Genomic DNA, 23,883 nt, shown 5'->3' on the forward strand with positions numbered 1-23,883 from the left:
GGGACAATGCAATGGTCGATTATCGCTATCTCGGGCGCAGCGCGCTCAAGGTGTCACCGCTCAGCCTGGGAACGATGATGTTCGGTGGGCCGACGCCCGACGACGTCGCGTTCCGCATCATCGACAAGGCGCGCGAGCAGGGGATCAATTTCATCGACACGGCCGATGTCTATCACGACGGCAAGTCGGAAGAGGTGGTTGGCAAGGGCATCAAGGCGCATCGCGATCACTGGGTGCTGGCGACCAAATTCGTCAATTCCCACAAGAAGGGCGCGAACCTCGGCGGCCATTCGCGCAAGTGGGTGATCGAGACCGTGGAGAACTCGCTCCGCCGCCTAAACACCGACTATATCGACATCCTCTATTTCCACCGCGCCGTGTTTGATGCGCCGCTGGAAGAGCCGGTGCGCGCGATCGCCGATCTGATCCGCGCCGGCAAGCTGCGCTACTTCGGCGTTTCCAACTTCCGCGGCTGGCGTATCGCCGAGATCGCGCATCTGGCCGATGAACTCGGGATCGATCGTCCGGTCGCAAGCCAGCCGCTTTATAACATCGTCAACCGCACCGCCGAAGCCGAGCAGTTGCCGGCTGCCCATCACTATGGTCTCGGCGTCGTCTCCTACTCTCCGCTTGCCCGTGGCGTGCTGACGGGCAAGTATGAGGCGGGCAAGGAGCCCGCCGCCGACACACGCGCCGGCCGCGGCGACAAGCGCATCCTCGAGACCGAATGGCGTCCGGAATCGATCGCGATTGCTGGCGAGATTGCGGCGCACGCTGCCCGCAAAAGGATTTCGCCGACCGAGTTCGCGCTTGCCTGGGTGCTGAACAACAAGCTGATCTCGGCCGCGATCACCGGCCCACGCACCGAGGAGCATTGGGACCGCTATATCCGCGCGCTTGACGTCACCCTCGATGCAGAGGACGAGGCACTGGTCGACCGCCTGGTCACGACCGGTCACCCCTCGACGCCTGGCTTCAACGATCCGAGCCATCCGGTCGAAGGTCGTGTGCCGCGCAGCGCCGCCGGTGGTGCTGATAACGTCGTGCCGCTGGCGCGCGCCGTCGCCTGATCACGACATGAGGGATCCGCCGTGTCGGCGGGTCCCTGCATCTCTTTTTCTGGCCGAGAAGGGTCCTGCATGCCGAATACCGCTCCCTCAACACTGTCCGCCACGCCTGTGCCCGCGGAGGGAGGCGGCGAGCTCTCGACACTGCTCGCGAACATCCCGGTTCTGACAGCTGAGATCGCGAAAGAGGCGGCCAAGCGTGACCTGGAACGGGAACTTCCCTTCGAGGCTTTTCGCCTGTTCAAGGAAGCGGGGCTTGGCACATTGCGCATTCCGGTCGCGCTTGGCGGCCCGGGCGGATCGGTTGCCCATTATATCGAGATGGTCATGGCGATCGGAGCGGCGGATTCGAATGTCGCGCATGCGCTGCGCAGCCATTTCAACTTCACCGAAACGCTTATTCTCACGCCCAATACGGCGATTGATCGCACGCAGCTTAGCCGGGTTCTGTCGGGCAAGCTCTTCGGTGGCGCGCACACGGAGCAGGGCACCAAGCGCCCGGGCGAAGTGACAACGCGGCTGACGAGGTCAGGCGATCACTATCGCCTCAACGGCCGCAAATGGTATGCGACGGGTACAGCCTTTTCGGACTTCGCTTCCTTCAGCGCGAAGAACGACGACGGCGAGTTCGTGAGTGTCCTGCTTCCCGTCGATCGACCTGGCATCTCGATCCTCGACGACTGGGACGGCATGGGCCAGCGGTTGACGGCAAGCGGTGGGGTCCTGCTCGAAAATGTCGAGGTGCTGCCGCACGAAATTTCCACGCGCGGCCTCAATACATTGGTCGGACGCCACACCTCGACCTTGCGGCAGCTTCACCTCGCCGCCTCGATGGCGGGTGCGGTGCGCGGTGCACTGGCCGAGGGGACAGACTATGTTCGCCGGCAGGCACGTTCGGCCGCCCACAGCGCGGCCGAAACCGCCAATGCCGATCCTTTCGTGCAGAAGATTCTCGGCGAAATCGCCGCTGGCTCCTTTGCCGTCGATACACTGATCCGCGAGAGCGCGCGTGCCCTGGACAAGACAGCCGCACTTTTCGGCGCACACGATCCGCAAGCGCTCGAAGCCGCGCTGATCGAGAGCGCGCTGACGACGGCGAGCACTCAGATCGTCGCCTCGCAGATCGCGCTCGCCGCCGCCACGAACGTCTTCGAACTCGGCGGCGGCTCCGCGACGTCGCGCCATCTCAACCTCGACCGGCACTGGCGCAACATCCGCACGGTGCTCAACCACAATCCGCTGCTGCACAAGGCGCGCGTGGTCGGCGACTTCTACATCAACGGAACCACGACACATCTGGAGGAAGGCAAGGTTTTCTAATTCCTGCCCGGCGCAGCGATCATCACGGAGTCACCATGAGTAAGCTCGATATCGTCGATTTCCATACGCACTTCCTCCCGCAGGGCTGGGAAGTCTACCGTGCACCCGGCCGCCCGCTCGATCCGCTATGGGCGCGGATCGGCACGAAGATCTCCGATATCGATGCCCTGCTTGCCGACAGCGATGCAGCCGGTATCGTGCAGCGGGTTATTGGCGTTGCCCTGTCCATGGTCGCCGGGCCTAATGCGGATTTCGGCGCGGTCAGCCGCAGGCTGAACGACGATCTCGCGGGAACGGTGGCGCGCCATCCGGATCGCCTCTTCGCCTTGGCGACCATTGACGCATTCGGCGGTGAGGCAGCCGCCGCCGAGGCACGGCGCGCCATTGTCGAACTCAATCTGTCTGGCCTGTTTCTCGACAGCGCAAAGGGAGACAGTCTGATCGATGCGCCGGAAGCGAGGCCTGTGTTGCGGGTCGCCTCGGAGCTTGGCGTTCCCGTCTTCTTGCACCCGATCAATCCCGAGCCGCTTTCGACGCAATTGTCCGGTCTTGGAAGGCTTGGAACTCGCCTCAGCCGCGGTACGATCAACGCCGCCGCCGCGATCTCGCTGGTCACGTCAGGCGTTTTCGAGGAACTGCCGGACCTTCGGGTCGTCATTACCGCGCTCGGGGTCTCGGCTCTTGCGCTGACCGGCCCCTTCGGCGAGCTGCCTTCCATTTTCATGGATGCGCCGACCGGAAAGCGGCGCCATCTCTATATCGACATCATGCCATCGGAGGCGCGGTTCATTCGCTTCGTGACCAGCCTCGTTGGCGCCGATCATGTTCTGACCGGCAGTGATTGGCCGATCCTGGGACACAACCCGACCCAGGACGGACTGGCCGCAGCCTTCGATGCAGCCGGACTAAGCGCCCATGAGGCGGAGTTGATTGCCAGCCGAAACGCCCTTGAACTGCTGAAAGGTCACCGCGGCCACCGCGACCGCCTGATCGCCTAAGGCGTCCGCACCGTTTTCATAGCCCGACATATCACGCCCCATCGTAACCGGTGGGAAGGAGGCTCATTGCGCATCGATCGTATTCCGCATCACTCCGTTGCCATCGTTGGAGGCGGCTTTGCCGGCGCGGTGACCGCGCTCAAGCTGCTCGACCGAACCGAGGTGCCTCTGGCGATCACCATCATCGAACGGCGCGAGGAGCTCGGCCGTGGTATTGCCTACAGCACGCCAGAGCCAGTCCATCTCGTCAATGGACCGGCGGAGATCTTTTCCCTCTATCCTGAAGACCCTGATCATCTCTCGCGCTGGCTTGTCGGGAACGGACCGGCCAATGGCTGGACGCCGCCGGCAGAGGTGAGCTCGAGCAGTCCGCCGCGCTATCTCTACGGAACCTATGTCCGCGACGAACTCGCTCGTGCGGTCGCCAATGCGCGCCTCGGCTCGACCCTGCGGCATATAAGGTCGTCGGCCGCAGCGCTTGTGGCCGCACCGAACCGGATCCGAATCACGACCGCCGATGGTACCGTAGTTGAGGCTGACGAGGCCGTGCTCGCCCTCGGTGTCTTCCAGCCTCGGCTGCCGGCGACCGAAGCCGATCTCGCCGGCCATCCGCGCTTTGCGGCCAATCCGTGGGACGCCCGCGCGCTCGATCGCCTGATCGACTGCAAAAAAATCCTGCTGATCGGTTCCAGCCTGTCGATGGTCGATGCCATCGCCAGCATGGAGGCGAGGGGCTATCACGGGCGCTACCGAGTGATATCCCGCCGTGGCCAGTTCGTGGAAGGGCGCAGAACCGTCGAGGCGGCGCGGGACTTTCTGGCCGATGGGCCGTTGCCGGCGACCGCGCGCGAACTGCTGTCGCGGGTCAAGGCGGAACGGCGGGCGATCGCAGCTGATGGCGCGGACTGGCAGGGTCTGCCGCTGGCGATCCGTCCGCATATTCTTTCGCTATGGCAGGGCGCCAGCGATCGCGAACGGCTGAGGTTCACCAGGCATCTCAGGGCCTTCTGGGATGTGACCGCGCATCGCTCGGCGCCCGAGAGCCACCAGATCGTCGAGAGTGTCATTGCGAAAGGTCGGCTGAAGCATGGCCGCGCTCGCATCCTTAGATTTGCCGCCGAGGATGGTGAGATCACCGCCGAACTGAAGACCGGGACGGACGTCGAGACAGTATCGTTCGACGGCGTGATCGACTGCCGGGGGCATCAGCTGCACGACTGGCGCCGCGTATCCGATCCTTTCGTGAGGAGCCTGCTCGCAAGTGGCGAGGTTCGTCCTCACAGCACCGGCTACGGCATCGATGCGACGCCTGCGGGTGACCTCATCAACGAGGACGGTCTGGTACACCGTAATCTGAGCGCGATTGGGCATCCGCTGCGCGGTGTTGCATGGGAATCGAGCTCGATCACCGAGCAACGGGCCCAGGCGATTGCGCTTGCCGATCGCATCCTTGCGAAATTGACGCCGATCCGCGTCGCCTGATCTCAGCCTCAAAAACAGAAAGGGGCGCTTTGCGGCGCCCCTTTCTCGTGCAGGCACGGCCGCCGCACCTCAGCCTTCGCCGTCCTTGATGTAGACTTCAGCGAAGTTGGACTGCACGCCCTCGGCCCCGATCGTGTGGTTCTTGACCCGCTTGTTGAAAACCGTGACGTTTTCAAGCGAAATCAGGTTCACCACCGGCACTTCGTCGGCGATGATCTTCTGGAAGGCGAAGAATTGCTCCTTGCGTTTCGCATCGTCGATCTCGACGGACGCCGTTTCAAGCAGCTTGTCCACTTCCGGGTTGTTATAGTGGCTGGCGTTTGAGAAGGGCAGGCCGATCTTGAAGTTCTTCGACCAGTAGATGCGCTGCACGCCGAGCGTCGGGTCGAACTGATTGCCGAGATATTCCGCCGTCACGTCGAAGGCGCGCTCGCTGTAGACCTTCTTGATGTAGGTCGAGAAATCGTAGGAATCGATCGTGGCGTTGATGCCGATGCGCGTCAGGTTCTGTTTCAGATATTCGGCGACCCGCTTGAAGCCTTCATTGTAGGAATTGTGGGTGAGCCGCAGGTTGAAGCGCACGCCGTCCGCGCCCCGCTTGTAGCCGGCTTCGTCCAGCAACTCCTCGGATGCCTTCAGGTCGAAGGCATAGGGCTTGATCGAAGTGTCGAGATAGCGCGGCAGGAAGGTGCTGATCGGGGTTGGCGACACATGGCCGTAGCCGTACCAGACGGTGTTCAGGATGACGTTGAGATCGATCGCGTGCGCAATGGCACGGCGAACGCGGACGTCCTTCAGATATTGGTTGTCGAGATTGAAGATCAGCTGCGTCTGGTCGCCCTTAGTCTCGTAGCCGCGTGAGTCGACGCCGATGTTCGGCAGGGCCTTCACACGCTCCAGATCGCTCAACGGGATCGGATTGTCGCCGCCGATATCGAACTCGCCAGTTTCGAAGCCGGCTGCTCGGGCTGCGCCATCGGGCACGAAGCGCACGATGACCTGGTCGAGATAGGGCTTTCCGGCGTCCCAATAGTCCGGGTTGCGCTCCAGGATGATGTGCGATCCGCGCACCCACTCCTTGAAGACAAAGGGCCCGGTGCCGATCGGTGCGCCGCCATTTTGATTGGTCGGCACGTCGGCAATCTTCACGCCATCATAGACGTGCTTGGGCACGATTGGCGACTCGGCCGCATACAGCGCGCTTAGAAGATAAGGCGCCGGTTTGGAAAGCCGGATCACGGCGGTCAGCGGGTCCGGAGTTTCGACCTTCGTGACATTGGCGAAGGTACCGCGACCGCGCGGGTGGACCTGCTTCAGAAGCTCGATGGAGTAGGCGACGTCATCCGAGGTGAAAGGCTTGCCGTCATGCCACTTGACGTTCGGGCGGAGCTTGAAGGTGTAGTTCAGCCCATCGTCGCTGATCGACCATTCGGTCGCGAGCTGTGGCTTCGGCGTCAGGTCGAAGTCGTAGGTGAGGAGGCCCTCGGTGATCTTCGGGCTCACCTTCTGGGTGCCGCCGGCCGTGTGGGCGAGCGTCAGGATCGTGGGCGGTTCCGGCTCGACGATGAAGTTCAAGGTGCCGCCCTTTGCCTGTGCCGCAGTCTCAGCGAAGGCTCTGAGCGGCAGGAATGCTGTAAGGCCCGTGGCGGCGAGAAGTTTGTTGAGTTGGCGTCTGCTGATATCCATGAATGCCCCCTGAAGCGCGATTGACGCCTCGGTCGAAGCGTCGTCGCCGGCATCATCGGGCAGCCTGACCTAAAACCGGAAGAATGTTTTTCTCCCTGTTTGGGAAAGGAAAACTTCGCGTTGCGGGTCTCGGTGGCAAGCGCGCTGACACTTTAATCTACTAAAAATATAGACAATTCTCAAAAATGAGTTTTTGTATCTCCGATCGAATGCTCGCGGCGCAAGAAAATGTTCCACGGCCAGGGTAGGAAGGAAAGGCAATTCTCGTCTTCATAGGCAGGTTTGTGGTGCAATCAACCCATGAGCACTTTTGCCGACTCCCGCAGAAAAGCAATTCGGCCGACGCTTGCGCGGTTGCCGCCACTGACATCGCTTCGGGCCTTCGTCGCGACGGCGCGACACTTAAATTTCGTCCGCGCCGCAGAAGAGCTGCATGTGACCTCGGCGGCAGTCGGCCAACAGATTCGATTACTGGAGGATTACCTCGGTCAGCCGCTCTTCAACCGGGTGCGCGGCCAGTTGCATCTGACCCCGGCCGGGCTGGCTCTAGTGCCGGGATTGACCGGCGCCTTCGATGCCGTTCTGGCCGCCATGGCCCAGTTCGTTCAGAGCGATCATGAACAGCCCATTCGTGTTTCGGTCGCACCCTCATTCGCCAGCAAATGGCTGATCCCGCGTCTCGATGCGCTGCGGCGAGCTGCTCCGGGACTTCAGGTTCTGGTCGACGCATCGACCCAGTTGACGAACCTTGATGCCGGCGACGCCGATTGCGTGATCCGCTATGGAAGCGGGCAGTATCCCGGGCTCGTGGTGGATCATCTTTTTTCCGAAGCCGTGTTGCCGGTCTGCAGTCCGGAGTTTGCTGACATTCATGGGCTGTGGGGCAAGCCTGAGGCAATCGAAGGTGTGCCTCTCCTGCATGAGGAGGGAGCCGAGCATGATCAATCCTGCCCGGACTGGAGTGGCTGGCTGCGTGCTGCCGGACTTTCCTGTCCTCCGTCGCACGGCGGGTTCCGGCTCAACCAGTCGTCTCTTGTTCTCGATGCCGCGCTGGCAGGACAGGGATTGGGGCTCGGCAAGATGAGGCTGGCGGAGGCCGACATTCGTTCCGGCCGGCTGGTCAGCCCCTTCGGCGTGCCGCAACCGGTCAGCTCGTCCTACTTCTTCGCCACCACGGCGCACACGGCGAAGCTGATGCGCGTCGATCTGTTTCGTGAATGGCTGCTCGCCGAAGCGCGGGCCTTGCAGACGATGGAGGAGATCGTCGCGCGGCGTATCCGGCCGGCCGCTGACATGATGGCGGCCGAATAACTCATTTCTTAAAATCGTTGCCGCTCTATTTGAGCGGGAAGCCTGGCGTTGACGTTGAGATGAAGCCGTCCCCGGCTCATTGGAAGACACCCGGCTCCGGATAGTTGCCGGTCAGGAACCATGAACCGACATTGCGAGTCTTGTACTCGGCAGGATTGTGGAGGGTGTGGATGCGGACGTTGCGCCAGAAGCGGTCGAAGCCATAGGGGCGAACCGCCGAGCGCGCTCCCATCACCTCGAATATCTCGCTCGTGACCTCGAGCGCGACCTTGCCGGCCAACACATTGGCTGAGGCAACCGCGATTGCGGCGGCGCCGCGCTCGTCTGCCGTCAGCGCCTGGCCCTTGGCAAAGGCGCCGTCTATGGCGTTGGCGGCACGGTCTGCGAGGGTCGTGGCGGCTTGCACCTTCGTCCAGAGCTCGCCGTATTGCCGCTTGATCCACGGATCATCGGCATGGCGCTCGACGCCTGAATAGATCCACGGACGCGATTTCGTGATGGTGTAGTCTCGTGCGGCAATGAGGGCGCCCTGGGCGCTTCCGATAAAGACGTTGAGAAGAACGCTCTGCTGTTGTTGGGGCGCGAGGAGCGATATGGGGTCCTTCGGGCGTTCCGGCAGGATTTCGGCATCCTTGATTGTGACGTCCTTGTAGAAGACGCGGCCGCTGCCCGTCTGGCGTTGACCGATGCCGTCCCAGTCGTCGGCGATCGTGATACCGGGCCGGTTGGCAGGAATGTAGGCGAAGCTGCGCGCGTTCGTCTCCTCGTCCTCCCATGCGACCATTAGATAGTCAGCGACGTGTGAGCCGGAGGCGAATGGGCGATAACCGTTCAAGATGACGCCGCCTTCGATCCTTTTGCCGAAGAGGCTCTTGGAAAAGCTATTCGTCGTGTTGCCCCAGAACCACCGGCCCTTGGCCGATTGCCGCAGGATTGCGGCGGATCGCTCTTCGTTGGCGCTCGTCAGGGCGTTCTGGATCGGGCTGAAGTGATAGCCGAAGAGATGGCCGAGCGAGCCATCGGCCTTGGCGAGTTCACGCACGATGCGAAGCGCCGTGGAGTAGGGCTGTCCCTCGCCACCGAATTCTTTGGGAATGAGCAGATTAACCAGGCCGCTTTCCTTGAGAAGCCGGACCTGCTCGGTCGGACGCCCGCCCTGTTGATCCCGCTCGACGGCGTCGACGGCAAAGATGTTCCTGAGTTCGACCGCCTTAGCGAAATAGGGATTGGTCTGGTCCGGTTCGAAGAGGAGGGGAGGCAGGGCAGGTTCGAAGCCTGCTGGCTTTACGGTCATCGTCCTTCTCCGTCAGTCGTGAAGTCGCGGAAAACCATGCCGCTCGGCAAGCAGCTCGAGAATGCGACTGGTCTTGGAAACGAAGCGCTTGCCTTTCCAGTCTGCGGCATCGGGCGGCGGGTTGGAGGCAAGCACCAGCACCGGCAATGACTGGTTTTCCTCTCCTACAGCCTCGATCACGCGCGTGCGCGGACGGGGAAAGGGAACGCGGTGCACGTCGAGCCTGCTGGCAAGCTCCGGAAAGCTCGCAAGCAGTCCCTCGATCGCGTTGCAATGGGGGCAGACGAAGATCTGGCCGGGCTGTTTCGGGTCTAAGAACCCGGGGGCGATGAGAAAAAGCGTATCGCGGCTCATGTCTTTTTCCTTACTCGGCCGCGACCGCATTGCGATTGGCGGCAAGGCTGTTTTCGGGGCGCTTGAGGCCAAGATTCTCACGCAACGTCGTACCTTCGTATTCGTGGCGGAAGAGACCGCGTCGGCGCAACTTTGGAATCACGAGCTCGATGAAATCGGACAGGCCGCCGGGCATGATCGGCGACATGATGTTGAAGCCGTCGGCGCCGTAGTTCTCGAAGCGCTCTTCCAGCGCATCGGCGATATCGTCCGGCGTGCCGACGACCTGCCAATGGCCGCGCGCGCCGGCAATGCGAAGATAGAGCTGCCTGATCGTCAGGTTCTCACGCCGCGCAAGGTCCAGAACCAGCGCCTGCCGGCTCTTGCCGGCATTCGTCGCGGGCGGATTTTCGGGTACCGGGCCATCGAGCGGATAATCCCTGAGGTCGACACCCGACAGCTGCGAAATCAGGTTCAGGCCGACCTCGGGCTGGATGAGCTCCTGCAAAGATTCGAACTTTTCCTCTGCTTCCGACCGCGTGCGGCCAATGACAGGGAAAATGCCGGGCAGGATCTTCAGGTCGTCATGCGAGCGGCCGTATTTGGCAAGCCGTCCCTTGACGTCGGCGTAGAAGCCGGTCGCTTCCTCGAGCGTGATCTGGGCGGCGAAGATGGCTTCGGCGGTGCGGGCTGCAAGCTCCTTGCCGGGCTCTGAGGCGCCGGCCTGGACGACGACCGGGCGGCCCTGCGGCGAGCGCGGAATGTTGAGCGGACCGCGCACCTTGAAATGCTTTCCGCTGTGATCGAGGCGATGCAACTTGGAAGGGTCGAAGTACCGGCCGCTTTCGCGGTCTCGAAGGAAAGCATCGTCATCCCAGCTGTCCCAAAGGCCGAGCACGACATCGGCGAATTCCTCCGCCCGTTCATAGCGGTCGGAATGGAGGATCTGCGCCTCATGGCCGAAGTTGAAGGCCGCGTCGGGATCGGAGGAGGTCACCAGATTCCAGCCGGCCCGACCGCCGCTCAGCCGGTCGAGCGAAGCGAACTGCCGGGCGAGATTGTAGGGATCGGAGTAGCTGGTGGAGGCGGTGGCAATCAGCCCGATGTTGCGGGTGACGGATGACAGCGCAGACAGTAGCGTGATCGGCTCGAAGGGATAGACGCCGCTATGGGCCTTGCGGCTTGCCGCCTCGACATCCTTGATGCGCGCGGCAACGCCATCGGCAAAGAAAATCGTATCGAACTTCGCCACTTCGGCCAGTTTGGCGAGTTCCACATAGTTCTCGAACTCAGTGCCGACGGAAGCCTTTGGGTGACGCCATGCGGCGACATGGTGCCCGGTAAAGAGCAGAAATGCGCCGAGCTTGATCTTGTCCTTGCGTTTCGCCACTGCGGGTTCCTTTCAGCGATAGATGGCCGGCACGGGGAATTCGCCTGTCAGCAGCCATGTGCCGACGGTGCGCTTCTTGTACTCGGCGGGATTGTGTAGAGTGTGAGTCCTGACATTGCGCCAGAAGCGGTCGAAGCCGTTGGCGGTGGTGGCCGAACGGGCGCCCATGACCTCGAAGACGTCGCTGGAAACGGCCAGCCCGACCTCGCCGGCGTAGACATTGGCGGTCGCGATATCGATCGCGGCCGCGCCGCGTTCCGCGGCGGTCAGCGAGGGGCCTTGAGCGTAGGCCGCGTCAAGGCTGCGGGCCGCCTTGTCCGCGAGCTCGGTTGCCGCGAGCGTGTTGATATAGAGGTCGCCATACTGGCGCTTGATCCAGGGATCGTCGATGTGCCGCTCGACACCGGAGTAGATCCAGGGCCGCGAACTCGTCGTCGTGTAGGCGCGGCCTTCTTCCAGTATGCCTTGCGCACTGCCGACGAAGACGTTGAGGAGGACGCTCTGCTGAAGCAGCGATGTGAGTGAGGAATAGGGCGTCAGCGGCACGTCGGGCGAGCTGATCAGCTCGTCGTTGTAGATCTCAAGGTTAACGAAGCGCACGGTGCCGCTTCCGGTCTGCCGCTGGCCTATGCCGTCCCAGTCGTTCTCGATGACGATGCCGTCGCGGTCGGCGGGGACGGCTGCGGTCAGTCGCGCGCCATCGTTTTCCCAGGAGATCTGGATATAGTCGGCGATGTGCGAGCCGGAGGAGTAAGGGCGGCTGCCATTGATGATCCACCCCGTCGCCGTTCTTTCGCCGCTCGACGTCTTCGACAAGGCGTTTCCGGAATTGCTCCAGATCCAGTTGCCGGCCGCCGTACCGATCAGCCACTTTTCCTTCTGTGCAGCCGAGCCGCGAAACAGGATGAGGTTGAGGGGCAGATGGTGATAGCCGAAGAGATGGGCAAGCGATCCGTCCGTCTTGGCGAACTCCCTGACGATGCGCAGGATCGTGAGCCATGAGGCGCCTTGACCGCCGTACTTTCTGGCGATCTGCGCGGATGCCAGTCCGCTTTCCTTCAGGAGCCTCCTGATCTGTTCGACGGGCCTGCCGCCCTGTTTGTCTCTCTCGACGGCATCGAGGTGAAACGCCTGGCGCAGCTCGGCGGCCTTTGCCAGAAGCGTGTCATCAGCATCTGTTGCGAACGGCATTTCGCCTCCCGGGAATGATGGTGAAGGGGACCTGCCCCGGCATTTGTCGTCAACGGTTGGCTGGCCGGCCATTCAAGTCCAGAAATATCTGTTTGATTTCACGAAAAGAAATTCTTTCGCCGGTGCGCCCGATTTTAGCGTTTCGTCGGCGTGCTCATCAGCGGAAACATCATCCTGTCAGAGCCCGGAAATTGAGCAGCTGTTCCTTCGCGTCGCGTTACCTACGAACAATCGTTCGGACGCAATTATTCTTTCCCGATCGCGAAGAAACTTTGACTTCGCCTTTTCGGATACAGCCCTGAAGCTCCCCTTTAGCGGACCACAATCCCAACCAAAGAGGAGCTCTTCGCGTGTCCATCAACCGTCGCAGTTTCAACCAGCTGATATTGCTTGCAAGCGCCAGCACCTTCTTCCCGTCGATCTCCTTTGGACAAGGCGCCGCGCCAACGGCCGGTGGCACCTTGAACTGGCTCTACCGGGTGGACCCGGGCAATGCTCTCTTTGCCATCAACACGTCGTCGGGTACCGGCCAGGCGATCGGCCCGAAGATCGTCGAGGGATTGCTGACCTTCGATCTCGACGTCAGGCCGCAGCCCTTGCTGGCAACGGAATGGTCTGTTTCGGATGACAATCTTCGCTACACCTTCAAGCTGCGCAAGGGTGTGAAATGGCATGACGGGGTGGACTTCACCTCCGACGACGTCGCCTTCTCGATCCTCAGGCTGAAGGAAGCGCATCCGCGCGGCCGCATCACCTACCAGAACGTGGTGGCGGTCGAGACGCCGGATCCGCTCACCGCCGTTATCGTGTTGTCGAAGCCGGCTCCCTTCCTGCTCTCGGCGCAGTCGAGCTCGGAGTCGCCGATTGTTCCGAAGCACATCTTTGAGAAGCTGGCACCCGGCGACGGTCAGACGCTGCAGACCGCGATCGGGACCGGCCCCTTCAAGCTGACGGAGTGGGTGGCCGGCAGCCACCTGATCTTCGAGCGAAACCGCGATTATTGGGATGCAGGCAAGCCTTATCTCGACCGGATCATCCTGCGCGTCGTCACCGACCCGGCCGCCCGGTCTGCGGCGCTTGAGACCGGTGAAGCCGACATCGGCGACAATCCGGTTCCGCTTGCCGATCTCGACCGGCTGAAGCAGATCCCCAATCTTATCGTCGACACGACGACCTATGCATATTCGGGCCCGCAGCAGCAGCTCTTCTTCAACTACGACAACCCGCTCTTTGCCAAGCGCGAGGTCAGGCTCGCGATCGCTCAGGCGATCAACCTTCAGGAGATCGTCGACGTTGCGCTCTATGGCTACGGGCAGGCTTCCCCGAGCCCGGTCAGTACCGCTCTGCCACAGTGGTACGACAAAACCGTCGTGGCGCATCCCTATGATACGGCTGCGGCCGAAAAGCTGCTCGATGAGGCCGGCTATCCGCGCAGGGCCGACGGCAAGCGGTTCGATCTCCGGCTGACCTATAATTCCTACCTGCCGCAAGGCTATGCCGACGTCCTGAAAAGCCAGCTGGAAAAGGTCGGTGTCGGGATCGAGATCAAGAAATACGACCTGCCGACCTATCTGAAGACCGTCTACACCGATCGCGCCTTTGACCTGGTCGTGGAGTCGCTTTCCAACACCTTCGATCCGTCGCTCGGCATACAGCGCGCCTATTGGAGCAAGAACTTCAAGATCGGCTTGCCGTTCTCGAATGCCAGCCACTACTCGAACGAAAAGGCGGACGCGCTGCTCGAAGCGGCGGCCATCGAGCCGGACGCGAAAAAGCGCTGGGAGATCTGGAGCAAGTTCCAGCATTTCATCCACGACGAGGTGGCGTCTGTCGACCTCGTTGCCGCGGGCGCCCAGATCGTCGCCAACAAGCGGGTCAAGAACTACGTCACCGGATCGCAGGGGCTCAACTGGAGTTTTGGCGACCTGTGGCTCGATCCGAACGCTTGATATCGAGGAGCAGCGACATGACGAAATATACGATAGACAAGGCAACACTGGTTGATTGGCTGGGCGACGGGCTGGAACTGGCGGTGCTCGATATCCGCCCGACCGAGGACGTCGGCTACGCCTCGCCGCTTATTGCGACGAACCTGCCCGTCGAACGACTGGAAACCGAGGTCGACCGCTTCGTGCCGCGTCGTGTCGTGCGCACCGTTCTCGTCGATGGAGGCGGTGGCGCAGCCGAGGCGGCAGCAGCTCGACTGGCGCAGGCAGGCTGGACGGACATACATTTCCTGAAGGGTGGGATACCGGCCTGGATTGAGGGTGGCACAGAGACGCTTCCGACCTTCGATATTCCCGGGGTTCCTTTCGTCACAAAGGTTCGCGACGAGAGAGGGACGCCCGTCGTCTCGGCGGTCGAATTGAAGGCATGGCGTGATCAGGGACAGGATGTCGTTGTCCTTGATACGCGCACCCTCGCCGAATACGAAAAGGCGCATGTGCCGGGCGCCGTAGCCGTACCCGGTGCCGAATTGCTGCTGCGCTTCAAGGACCTCGTCCCCTCCACGGAGACGAAGGTCGTCGTTTCCTGCGCCGGCTTGCCACGCGCCATTCTCGGCGCCCAGACGCTGATCGATGCAGGCGTTGCCAATGCCGTCTCCTATCTCGATGACGGCACACGTGGCTGGACGGATGCGGGTTTCGAACTGGAGACTGGGCGCACCGCATCCTACGGTGAGGCAACGGAAGAGGCGCGCCGCTTCGCACGCGAGCGCGGCGAGAGCCTTTCTGTGAAGGACGACCTGACATTCATCGATCGGCAGACTGCCGAGAGATGGAACGCAGATCCGGCGCGCACGACCTATCTCCTTGATGTTCGCACCCCGGAAGAGTTTGTTTCTTCCCATCTTCCGGGGTCGATTTCCTCTGAGGGCGGGCAGCTGCTCGGCGTGTCCTACAGGACGATCGCCGTGCGTGGCGCCCGCGTTGTCCTTGTCGACGATCTCCTGGGTTCGCGTGCCCGCATCGTTGCCCACTGGCTTGCCCGCCGCGGTTTCGAAATCGCGATCCTGCTTCACGATTTTCAGGCACAGGAACGGGCAGCCGCTTAAAGCGCGCCCTGTCCTTGACTGAAGGAGAACCGAGTTCCTGATACCGCCGTCCTCGGCCGGCGGTATTGCGGCTGTCAACAGGAAGCAACACCATGACTGATATCAATGGGGTGTGGGGCGCACCGCCGAGCGAGCGCTTCGAGCGTCTGGCGGAGACCTTCAGGCCCGTGTTCGCCCGTATAGGCGAGCGTGCGGTCGACCGCGATCTTGCTCATGAATTGCCGTTCGAGGCCTATGAGTGGCTAAAGACCTCAGGCTTTTCGCGATTGCGGTTGCCGGTCGCCCAAGGCGGTTTCGGCGTGACCCTGCCTGAGCTTTTCGGCCTTATCATCGAGCTGGCTGCGGCCGATCCGAACCTCACCAACGCCTATCGCAGCCACTTCGGTTTCACGGAGGATCTGCTGAACGCACCTGAGAGCGCCTGGCGTGATAGTTGGCTGAATAGGCTGGGGCAGGGTGAGACGGTCGGAAGCGGGTTTTCCGAACTTGGCGACACGCCGCTCGGCAGTTATTCGACGCGTCTCGTCCGCAACGGCGCCAACTGGCGCCTCGATGGCGAAAAATTCTACACGACTGGCTCGCTGTATGCGGACTGGATCACGCTCGGCGCGATCGATGGCGACGGGCAACCGATCGGCGCGCTGGTGCCGACTTCGGCGCCCGGTGTCGAGATCATCGACGATTGGGACGGCTTTGGCCAATCGCTGACAGCCAGCGGTACGGCACGCTTCCAGGATGTCGAAATTGCCGACGAGCTGATCAAGCCAAGCGCGGTGCGCTTCAGCTATTCCGGCGGGTTCTTCCAGCTGGTCCATCTCGCCTCGCTCGCCGGCATCGGTCGCGCTGCGGCCAACGATCTGGCGCGGCATGTGGCAGCAAGGAAGAGGGTCTACAGCCGCGGCAATGCATTGCGATCGGCCCAGGATGCGCAGGTCCAGCAGGTAGTGGGCAAAGTGAGGGGCGCCGCCTATAGCGCCGGCGCGATCGTGCTTCAGGCGGCACGGGCGCTGCAGCGCGCCTGCGAGGCCAATCAGAGTGGTGATGAGAAGCAGATTGCGCTGGCCGGCCGCAATGCCGAGCTTGAGGTCAGCCAGTCCGTCACGGTCGTCACCTCGCTGATCCTCGATGCCAGCACGGTGCTGTTTGATGCGCTCGGAGCATCAGCCGCCAAGCGCGCCCACGGTCTTGACCGCCATTGGCGCAACGCCCGCACGATCGCGTCGCATAATCCGCGCATCTACCACGATCGCATCGTCGGCGATTTCGCTGTCAACGGCACGATCCCAGGCCCGCAGGCGGGCGTGGGTGTCGCAAAACAAGAGCAGGCAGAACGGACTGGTGCATGAGTATTCAAAAACGTCGCATGAACCTCAATGTTGGGCTAAATTCCACCGGCTATCTCGCGAATGCATGGAAATACCGAAGCGGAGATCGCCATGATATCAACGATCCCGCCTATTATCGGCACCTGGCGGAAATCGCCCACAAGGGGCTGTTCGACGCCGTGTTCTTTTCCGACCATCCGGCGCTGATGACGGAACCGCTGGGGCGTCCATTCCATACGATCGATCCGCTGATCCTATGCACGGCATTGGCTGCGCAGGTGCCAGATATCGGCTTTGTCGTTACGGTCTCCTCCACCTACAATTCACCCTATAACTTCGCGCGGCGGGTCCAGTCGCTCGATATCGTTTCGGGTGGGCGCCTGATTGTCAATATCGTCTCGTCGTTCAATCCCAATGTCGCTGCCAACTTCGGCAGTGCAGCGCTTCCGCCGCGCAACGAGCGCTATGCCCGCGCGATCGAATTCCTCGACCTGGCGAAGAAGCTGTGGTCGAGCTGGGATCCGCGCCGTGAGAGCGAAGTTCCGTCGGACCGCTTCTGGGATAGCACCAGCGCCGCTGCCGTCGATCACGACGGCGCCTTCTTTCAGGTGCGCGGTCCGCTCAATGTGCCACGCGGCCCGCAGGGCCATCCCGTCATCGCCCAGGCCGGCGCATCGGATGGCGGCATCGATCTTGCGGCACGGCATGGCGAAATCATCTACTGCAACATCCTTTCCAAACCGGCAGGGAAAGCCTTCGGCAACAAGGTTCGGGAGAGGGCCGTTTCGCTCGGCAGGGATCCATCTGGTATCCGCATCGTCCCTGGCCTTGTGGTCATTTTGGGGGAATCCCGCAAGGAGGCGCTGCGCAAGCATGAACTCTACAGTGGGACGGGATCGGAAGACGGTCTGCTGGAACGTTTCGTGCGCGAGCATGGATTGGACCGTGACGGTTTCGATCCTGATGCCGTGCTGGACTACGAACGTTTCGTGCCCGACCAAAACAGGCAGCAGGCCGTGGGGATGGGGCTTGGGCTTTCCGACCTGTTGCAGCATGAGAAGCTGACGGCGCGTCAGGCGGTGCGCCGTTCCGAAGGTCACCACCGGCTTCTGCTTGGCACGGCGCAAGAGGTGGCCGACGAGATGATCGACCTGTGGGAAGACGGCACGGTAGATGGCTATACGCTGCAACCGCCTCGGGCGCCGGATGATATCATCGAGTTCGTCGATAAAGTCATCCCGATCCTTCAGGATCGGAACGTATATCCGCGCCAATACGAGGGGCGGACGATACGCGACCGGTATGGGTTCTCCTATCCGGCATGAAGTTGGTTATGGCCTGGTTTCGGCTAGCAGAAATGAGGTCGCTCTCATCAATCGGCGCGCCCGGCATCGCCGAGGCCCGTTCGGTGATGTCGCCAACCAGCGTGGCGATCCTGAGCCCGAATTAGAGCAGGGGGAAGATCCCGGTCGCGCTCAGCAGCCGAGGCGAAGTTCGCCGGCAGCCAATAACCGGGGCGTAGAGTGTTGTTCCCACGTACGAGCCGACAGAGATCAACTGGATCTTCCACCGTTGCTAACGTCCCTCCACTAATTCGATGGCACCGGACATGGTCTTACCTCCCAGATGTCGCGGGCATATTCACCGATGGTGCGATCGCTAGAGAACCTTCCTGAAGCCGCGATATTCAGGATCGCCTTGCGGTGCCACGCTTCCGGTTCGCGGTAGAGTGATTGAAGGCGGGAATCTGCCTCCATGTAGGAGGTGAAATCGGCCAGATGCATGTAGGTGTCGCCGCCAAGGAGAAGTATGTTGCGCATCGCGTCGGTGACTGCCGGCTCATTTCGCGAAAATTCGCCTGAGAAGATCATATCAAGGACAGCTCGTATCTCGGCCTCATGCTCATAGTGCCAGCCGGGGCTATACCAGCCACGGCTCTTGGCAACTTGGTCTGCGGTTAGCCCGAATAGGAAAAAATTCTCCTCGCCGGCGGCCTCGGCCATTTCGATAGTTGCGCCGTCACGCGTGCCGATTGTCAAGGCTCCGTTCATCATGAACTTCATGTTGCTGGTGCCACTTGCCTCGTATCCGGCCGTTGATATCTGGTTGGATACGTCGCTAGCAGGAATAAGCTGCTCGGCGAGTGACACGCAATAATCGGGCAAAAATACTACCCGAAGGCGGCCGCGCACCAATGGATCGCCGTCAATCGTGGCGGCAAGATTGTTCAAGAACTTTATAATCAGTTTGGCCGCGTGGTAGGCGGGCGCCGCCTTTCCTGCGAAGAAGAAGGTGCGTGGCGGCGTATCGAGATCGGGGTTTTGCCGCAGCCGATGGTACAGAGCGACGATCCGTAGTCCATTTAGGAATTGCCGCTTGTATTCGTGGATGCGCTTCACTTGGCTATCGAAAATCGTGTCAGGATCGACTTGGATACCCGCCTGCGCCTTGAGCCAATCGGCGAAACGGACCTTAGCCCTACGTTTTGCTGTTTGGACTGCGGAAGTGAACCCGCTGTCATCGGCAAGTGATTTCAGATGTTTGAGGTCCGTCGCGTCTGTTTTCCAGCGGTCGCCGATAGCCTCAGAAATACATTCGGCAAGACCGGGATTTGAGAGCAACAGCCAGCGGCGTGGGGTGACCCCGTTTGTCTTGTTGTTGAAACGGTCGGGATAGAGTTCTGCGAGGTCGCTCACGGTGACGTTTCGGAGCAGATTGGAGTGTATCTCTGCGACACCGTTAGTACTGTGGGAGCCGGCTATTGCAAGGTGCGCCATCCTGACCAGGTGACTGCCTTGCTCGACAATGGCTATGCGCTCGATGCGGCCATTGTCGCCCGGCCAGCGGGTTTGCACCTCTTCGCCCAAGCGGCGATCGATTTCCAGGATGATTTGCAGATGCCGGGGAAGCATCAACTCGAACCAGCGCAGCGGCCACTTCTCCAACGCCTCCGGAAGGAGCGTGTGGTTTGTGTAGGCAAGCGTCCTTTTGGTGATGTCCCATGAACGCTCCCAGTCAAGTTTTGCCACATCCAGGAGGATGCGCATGAGCTCCGCAACGGCGAGGCTTGGATGGGTGTCATTGAGCTGAATAGCCACCTTTTCCGGCAGGTCGTCCCAACTGCTGTTGTTTTTTTGGAAACGTCGAACCAGGTCGGCCAGCGAGCACGCTACAAGAAAATATTCCTGCACGAAACGAAGACCCTGGCCCATGCTTGTGGAATCGTCCGGATAAAGAACGCGTGTTACCGTTTCTGCGGTTAGCCGCTCGGCCAGTGCGCCGACAAAGTCGCCGGCACTGAATTCCTGGAAGTCGAATACATGAGGTGTTGCGGAAGCCCAAAGCCGCAACGTGTTGATGTTTTTTCCGCCATAACCGACGACGGGTCTGTCGTAAGGGATCCCGAGCAAGCTTGAAGGCACTCCGGCGATGGCTCTTAGGCTTCCCTCACGCACTTCGAACGAACATCCAAGCTCGACCGGCACCGCCAGGTGAGGTCGGGCGACTTCCCAGGGATCGGGTCTGCGCAACCAATTGTCCGGTTGCTCGCGTTGCCAGCCATCGACAATCGACTGTTTGAACATCCCGTACTCATAGCGCAATCCATAGCCCATTCCAGGCAATTGCATCGTCGCCATGGATTCTAGAAAGCATGCTGCCAGGCGCCCAAGACCGCCATTGCCGAGCCCGGCGTCCGGCTCTTCTGAAAGCAGGGCCAATTCGTCCAGTTGATGTTCATGAAAAAATCGTCTGGCAAGACGGTCAAGCCCCAGGTTGACAATGTTGTTGCTGAGGGAGCGGCCGATCAAGAACTCCATGGAGAGATAGCCAATAAGCTTCGGGTTCTCCCGATCATAGATCTCTTCTGTCTTTTCCCAGCGCTGGGAAAGAATATCCCGAACAGAGTGGGCGACTGCCTCATACCGCTCGCGGTTTCCTATCTCGCTTGACGCAAGCACGTTGTCGAAAAGGAGATGACGTTCGTAGAGCGCGTTGTCGCTGCCGCTGAACAAGCAACCGCAGTCATACTGCGGTGGTATGGAATTCGCCACATCCGGCTCAGGACGGTGGGTTGGTGTTTTCTGGTTCTCCTCCATTCCATACCTCCAAACCTAACGGTCACGATCTCGGGATTGGGTTTTACAAATTATCGCTGCGCTGCAGGCAAAAATGAGTTGGGCTTGCGAAGGCATTCTACCATCTCAGTCTCATAAAACACGACCATCGATCTTGGTGTTCTTTAGTGCGCCTCGTTGACCAGCAGTGTGAAGGCGTACTTGTCATAAAACCCGCAATGACATCGGCATTTCTGGCTTGCTCGATTTCGGATATAGCGCCGGAAGGAAGACTTCATGCGTTCATAACGGCGTTCGGACAGCTTGTCCCATTGGCCAGGCAATTCAGGTTCTGAAACGTCACGTCTGCAATCTCGCGCAAGGCATCGGTGGTAAAAAAGCCCTGATGCCCCGTCACCAGGACATTGGGAAAAGTCATCAGCCGCTGAAAGACATCGTCATCAATGATATCGGACGACCGATCATGAAAGAAAAGCTCGTTCTCCTCTTCATAAACATCGATACCAAGAGCACCCAAGCGACGGGACTTCAATGCCAGAATGACCGCGCGCGTATCGATTAGCGCTCCGCGGGACGTATTGATCAGCATCGCGCCAGGTTTCATCAAACCCAGTTTGTGTCTGTCGATTAGGTGTCGGTTGCCTTCAAAGAGCGGGCAATGGAGCGTGACGATGTCAGACCGTGCCAGCAGGCTATCCAGGTCCACCATTTCGCCTATGGCTGTAAATTCGGTGGAAGGCATTGGATCGAACCCAAGAACACGGCAACCAAAACCGTTCAAGATCCTCGCGACAGCGAGTCCGATCTTGCCGGTACCAATGATGCCGACCGTCTTTCCGTGAAGGGTCATACCCAAAAGGCCGTTGAGCATGAAATTGCCTTCCCGAACGCGGTTATAGGCGCGATGTGTATGCCGGTTAAGCGTCATGATCAGCGCTATCGTGTGTTCCGCGACGGCCTCCGGCGCATAGGCAGGCACGCGGGCGACGAGGATACCAAGCTTTTGGGCCGCATCGATATCGACATTGTTGAAGCCTGCGCATCGAAGAAAGACGCCCTTCACACCGAGCTTGTGCAAACCCTCAAGCACGGACGCATTCACAACGTCGTTGACGAAGACGCATATGGCGTCACAGCCCTGCGCAAAGGCTACCGTCTGCAAGGACAAACTGGCTTCCTGGTAAATCAGGTCGAAAGGCGCCGGTTCGCGTCGATTTGCTTCGTCGAAGAAATCCTTGTCATAGGTATGAGCACTGAAGACTGCTATTCTCATCGGTAATCCTATCGGCGTCCTTGAGACTGCGCTTGCCCATAATGAACAGCATGGGCTTGCCAGAATGCTCGCGTGTGGGCGCAACCAGCATCTTCGTCGTCAGGGAAGTGGATGGAGCGGTCATCCAATGTCGGCCGCTCGCCAGACGGCGCAAAGCAAGGGGATACGAGTAACATGCAGGCCTTCCAACTATCGCCAAAGCATGGAGTATTCGAGACTAGATGCTAGCATTTCCTGCGTGATGACGCCCGTAGCATCACGTAGCCTCTATCGGCGGCGTAAACTGCTGCGTGCGGAATTACCAAAAGCGGGAGGCTCATCGCTCGGTTGAGGGGTGCGAGCTAGCTGCGATCAAGGTCTCCACCCTGGAATGTTCGTGAAGACCCGCTTAATTTATCGAAGTCTTGTCTTCTAAAAAATCATCCTCATGGTCGTCGGCCGTAGCGTTGGAACATGTGCGACTAGCCCGTAGCATAGCCTAGCAATGCCAACGCCTCGGCCGTAGCGTCAGCTTTCGGTAATGCGCCTGCGCTTCTCGCTTTCGGCAGCCAATTGCTGCCAGTCGAGATCTTCCTGCAGTTCGAGATACTGCGTCGGCCCAATAAGATCGGAATCCCTGAGCTCTTCGAGCTTCTCCCGTTGAGCAAGAGTAACTGCAAGCGATAACTCACGGCGTCGCATGACCGATGGACTAGCCGGATCATCGGCGCTGAGGGAGAAGACCCGCCGCAATTGTTCGGCTTCCGGCCCCATCTCGTTCTTCAACCGCACCACGGCCGCCTCCGCAAGGGATCTCCTGGCATCGTCAACTTCCTGCCGGAAAAGGTCCTGCCGTCCTAACCTGAAAAAATGGATCATGGGAGCCAGCGTCGCACCCTGGATTATCAGCGTGGCGAGGACAACCGCGAACGCTGTCAGCACGACAAGATCTCGTTCCGGAAAGTCGGCCGGCAAAACGAATGCGGTAGCGAGCGTTACAAGGCCTCTCATGCCTGCCCATCCGACGAGCAGAGTCTCGCTGTGCTGAAAGGGGGCCAGAAAACCGCCACGTCGATGATAGTGAATGACGATCCAGTGAAAGACGAAGGCAATTGCCAGACGAGACGTGATGACACCGACAACGATGATGGTGGCGAACGCCAGCGCTCGCTCGAACTCCAGAGACGACATTGCTGTCAGGATACTACGGGCCTGCAGCCCCATCAGCAAGAATGCCACCACGTTTAAGAGAAAGACGATTGTCGTCCAGACTGCGAATGAATGAACTCGCATTCGCGGGGAGTCGTTGACGGTTGCGAGCGTGGCGAGGGTCATCGCACCGGAGACCGTTGCCAGGACAGCCGAGAGGTGCAGGCGCTCGGCAATCAGCCAAGTCGCGAACGCGTATACGAACTGGAGCAGGGTGCCGCCCACGGTGTTGTCGGCCACTGGCCGAAGTCGCGAAAGCAGCACTCCGAAAGCGAGGCCAAACAGTATGCCACCCGGAGCGGCGATTGCGATCTGCGCCACTACCGGGGCACTGACCCCGCCACCGGTCTGCACTGTTAGAGCTGCGCTAAATAGCAGGAGAGCGGTCGCATCGTTGAACAGGCTCTCGCCTTTCAACAAAGTGTCAACACGGCGGTCGACGGGAAGGTTTGCCATTACCGCGGTGGCTGCGGCCGCGTCCGGAGGTGCGACAATCGCACCCAGGGTCACTGCGACCGCGATTGGAAGTCCGACAGTCAAGACGCCGATGCAAACGACGACTCCGGTGGTGAACAGGACGGCAACGACCGAGTAGACAAGGATGGGCACTAGCATCCGCTTCGCGGCGCTCAAAGGAAAATCATATGCCGAGTCGAGGAGGACGGGCGCTATGAACAGTGCGAGAGCGGTGTGCGGATCGATTGGAATGGTCGGAGCGCCTGGCAGCATCGCGACGGCTACGCCCGCGGCCGCCAGTATCCCGGGGTAGGGCAGATTCAGACGGCGTGTGACCTGCAGCAAAAGCACGGCCACGGCAAGAAGTGCGACGAGGGTTTCGAAAAAGCTCATGAGGAATAGTAGCAATTTTTCGAGCCTGTCGAAGCCGTTCTTGAT

Annotated in this window: 17 protein-coding genes; 9 read left to right on the plus strand and 8 right to left on the minus strand. The window is 60.5% G+C overall.

The genetic code is table 11. The features are described from left to right. The first annotated feature begins 11 nt into the window (after positions 1-11). The 4 genes from BN77_RS17835 (at position 12) to BN77_RS17850 (ending at position 4,867) form a co-directional block, all read left to right on the plus strand. On the plus strand, positions 12-1,070 hold the full coding sequence (locus BN77_RS17835) for an aldo/keto reductase (RefSeq protein ID WP_007534432.1): 1,059 nt from the start codon (positions 12-14) through the stop codon (positions 1,068-1,070). Positions 1,071-1,139: 69 nt separating this feature from the next. Beyond that, on the plus strand, positions 1,140-2,387 hold the full coding sequence (locus BN77_RS17840) for an acyl-CoA dehydrogenase family protein (RefSeq protein ID WP_007534435.1): 1,248 nt from the start codon (positions 1,140-1,142) through the stop codon (positions 2,385-2,387). 35 nt (positions 2,388-2,422) lie between these two features. Continuing rightward, the gene (locus tag BN77_RS17845) at positions 2,423-3,385 is read left to right on the plus strand and encodes an amidohydrolase family protein (protein WP_007534438.1); all 963 of its coding nucleotides are present in this window, start codon (positions 2,423-2,425) and stop codon (positions 3,383-3,385) included. A 66-nt stretch (positions 3,386-3,451) separates the two neighbouring features. After that, positions 3,452-4,867 (plus strand): FAD/NAD(P)-binding protein, encoded by a 1,416-nt coding sequence (locus tag BN77_RS17850; protein ID WP_007534442.1) that lies wholly within the window; start codon positions 3,452-3,454, stop codon positions 4,865-4,867. Positions 4,868-4,936: 69 nt separating this feature from the next. Here BN77_RS17850 and BN77_RS17855 read toward each other — a convergent pair whose 3' ends face one another. Next, positions 4,937-6,553 (minus strand): ABC transporter substrate-binding protein, encoded by a 1,617-nt coding sequence (locus BN77_RS17855; RefSeq protein WP_007534444.1) that lies wholly within the window; start codon positions 6,551-6,553, stop codon positions 4,937-4,939. A 300-nt stretch (positions 6,554-6,853) separates the two neighbouring features. Between BN77_RS17855 and BN77_RS17860 the strand changes: the two genes are divergently transcribed. Further along, positions 6,854-7,864, plus strand: coding sequence for a LysR substrate-binding domain-containing protein (locus tag BN77_RS17860; RefSeq protein ID WP_007534446.1), 1,011 nt, complete (start codon positions 6,854-6,856; stop codon positions 7,862-7,864). 76 nt (positions 7,865-7,940) lie between these two features. Here BN77_RS17860 and BN77_RS17865 read toward each other — a convergent pair whose 3' ends face one another. Genes BN77_RS17865 through BN77_RS17880 form a run of 4 tightly spaced genes read right to left on the minus strand, consistent with a single transcriptional unit; the run spans position 7,941 to position 12,072 of the window. Next, entirely contained in the window at positions 7,941-9,158 is a 1,218-nt protein-coding gene (locus BN77_RS17865; protein ID WP_007534448.1) for an acyl-CoA dehydrogenase family protein, read from the minus strand. 12 nt (positions 9,159-9,170) lie between these two features. Further along, positions 9,171-9,512, minus strand: coding sequence for a DUF3088 domain-containing protein (locus BN77_RS17870; RefSeq protein WP_007534451.1), 342 nt, complete (start codon positions 9,510-9,512; stop codon positions 9,171-9,173). A gap of 10 nt (positions 9,513-9,522) precedes the next feature. Next, the gene (locus BN77_RS17875; RefSeq protein ID WP_007534453.1) at positions 9,523-10,881 is read right to left on the minus strand and encodes an LLM class flavin-dependent oxidoreductase; all 1,359 of its coding nucleotides are present in this window, start codon (positions 10,879-10,881) and stop codon (positions 9,523-9,525) included. A 12-nt stretch (positions 10,882-10,893) separates the two neighbouring features. Then, positions 10,894-12,072, minus strand: a complete 1,179-nt coding sequence (locus BN77_RS17880; protein WP_007534455.1) for an acyl-CoA dehydrogenase family protein — start codon at positions 12,070-12,072, stop codon at positions 10,894-10,896. 350 nt (positions 12,073-12,422) lie between these two features. Between BN77_RS17880 and BN77_RS17885 the strand changes: the two genes are divergently transcribed. From BN77_RS17885 to BN77_RS17900, 4 genes are all read left to right on the plus strand, one after another. Beyond that, complete coding sequence (locus BN77_RS17885; protein ID WP_007534457.1) at positions 12,423-14,021, plus strand: ABC transporter substrate-binding protein; 1,599 nt, start codon at positions 12,423-12,425, stop codon at positions 14,019-14,021. A gap of 17 nt (positions 14,022-14,038) precedes the next feature. Continuing rightward, positions 14,039-15,127 carry a rhodanese-like domain-containing protein gene (locus BN77_RS17890; protein ID WP_007534459.1) on the plus strand — a complete coding sequence of 363 codons (1,089 nt, stop codon included), beginning with the start codon at positions 14,039-14,041 and terminating at the stop codon, positions 15,125-15,127. A gap of 92 nt (positions 15,128-15,219) precedes the next feature. After that, a complete protein-coding gene (locus BN77_RS17895) occupies positions 15,220-16,473 on the plus strand; it encodes an acyl-CoA dehydrogenase family protein (protein WP_007534461.1) in 1,254 nt (417 codons plus the stop codon). Then, complete coding sequence (locus BN77_RS17900; RefSeq protein WP_040677365.1) at positions 16,470-17,777, plus strand: NtaA/DmoA family FMN-dependent monooxygenase; 1,308 nt, start codon at positions 16,470-16,472, stop codon at positions 17,775-17,777. Before BN77_RS17895 ends, BN77_RS17900 begins: the two co-directional genes overlap by 4 nt. A gap of 264 nt (positions 17,778-18,041) precedes the next feature. Here BN77_RS17900 and BN77_RS17905 read toward each other — a convergent pair whose 3' ends face one another. From BN77_RS17905 to BN77_RS17915, 3 genes are all read right to left on the minus strand, one after another. Continuing rightward, a complete protein-coding gene (locus tag BN77_RS17905) occupies positions 18,042-20,549 on the minus strand; it encodes a glycogen/starch/alpha-glucan phosphorylase (protein ID WP_007534467.1) in 2,508 nt (835 codons plus the stop codon). 253 nt (positions 20,550-20,802) lie between these two features. Further along, positions 20,803-21,801, minus strand: a complete 999-nt coding sequence (locus BN77_RS17910; protein WP_007534469.1) for a 2-hydroxyacid dehydrogenase — start codon at positions 21,799-21,801, stop codon at positions 20,803-20,805. A gap of 507 nt (positions 21,802-22,308) precedes the next feature. Further along, a complete protein-coding gene (locus BN77_RS17915; protein WP_007534471.1) occupies positions 22,309-23,838 on the minus strand; it encodes a cation:proton antiporter in 1,530 nt (509 codons plus the stop codon). Between the last annotated feature and the right edge of the window lie 45 nt (positions 23,839-23,883).

Origin of the sequence: Rhizobium mesoamericanum STM3625 (assembly GCF_000312665.1) — a bacterium.
In the GTDB taxonomy this organism is placed as follows: domain Bacteria; phylum Pseudomonadota; class Alphaproteobacteria; order Rhizobiales; family Rhizobiaceae; genus Rhizobium; species Rhizobium mesoamericanum.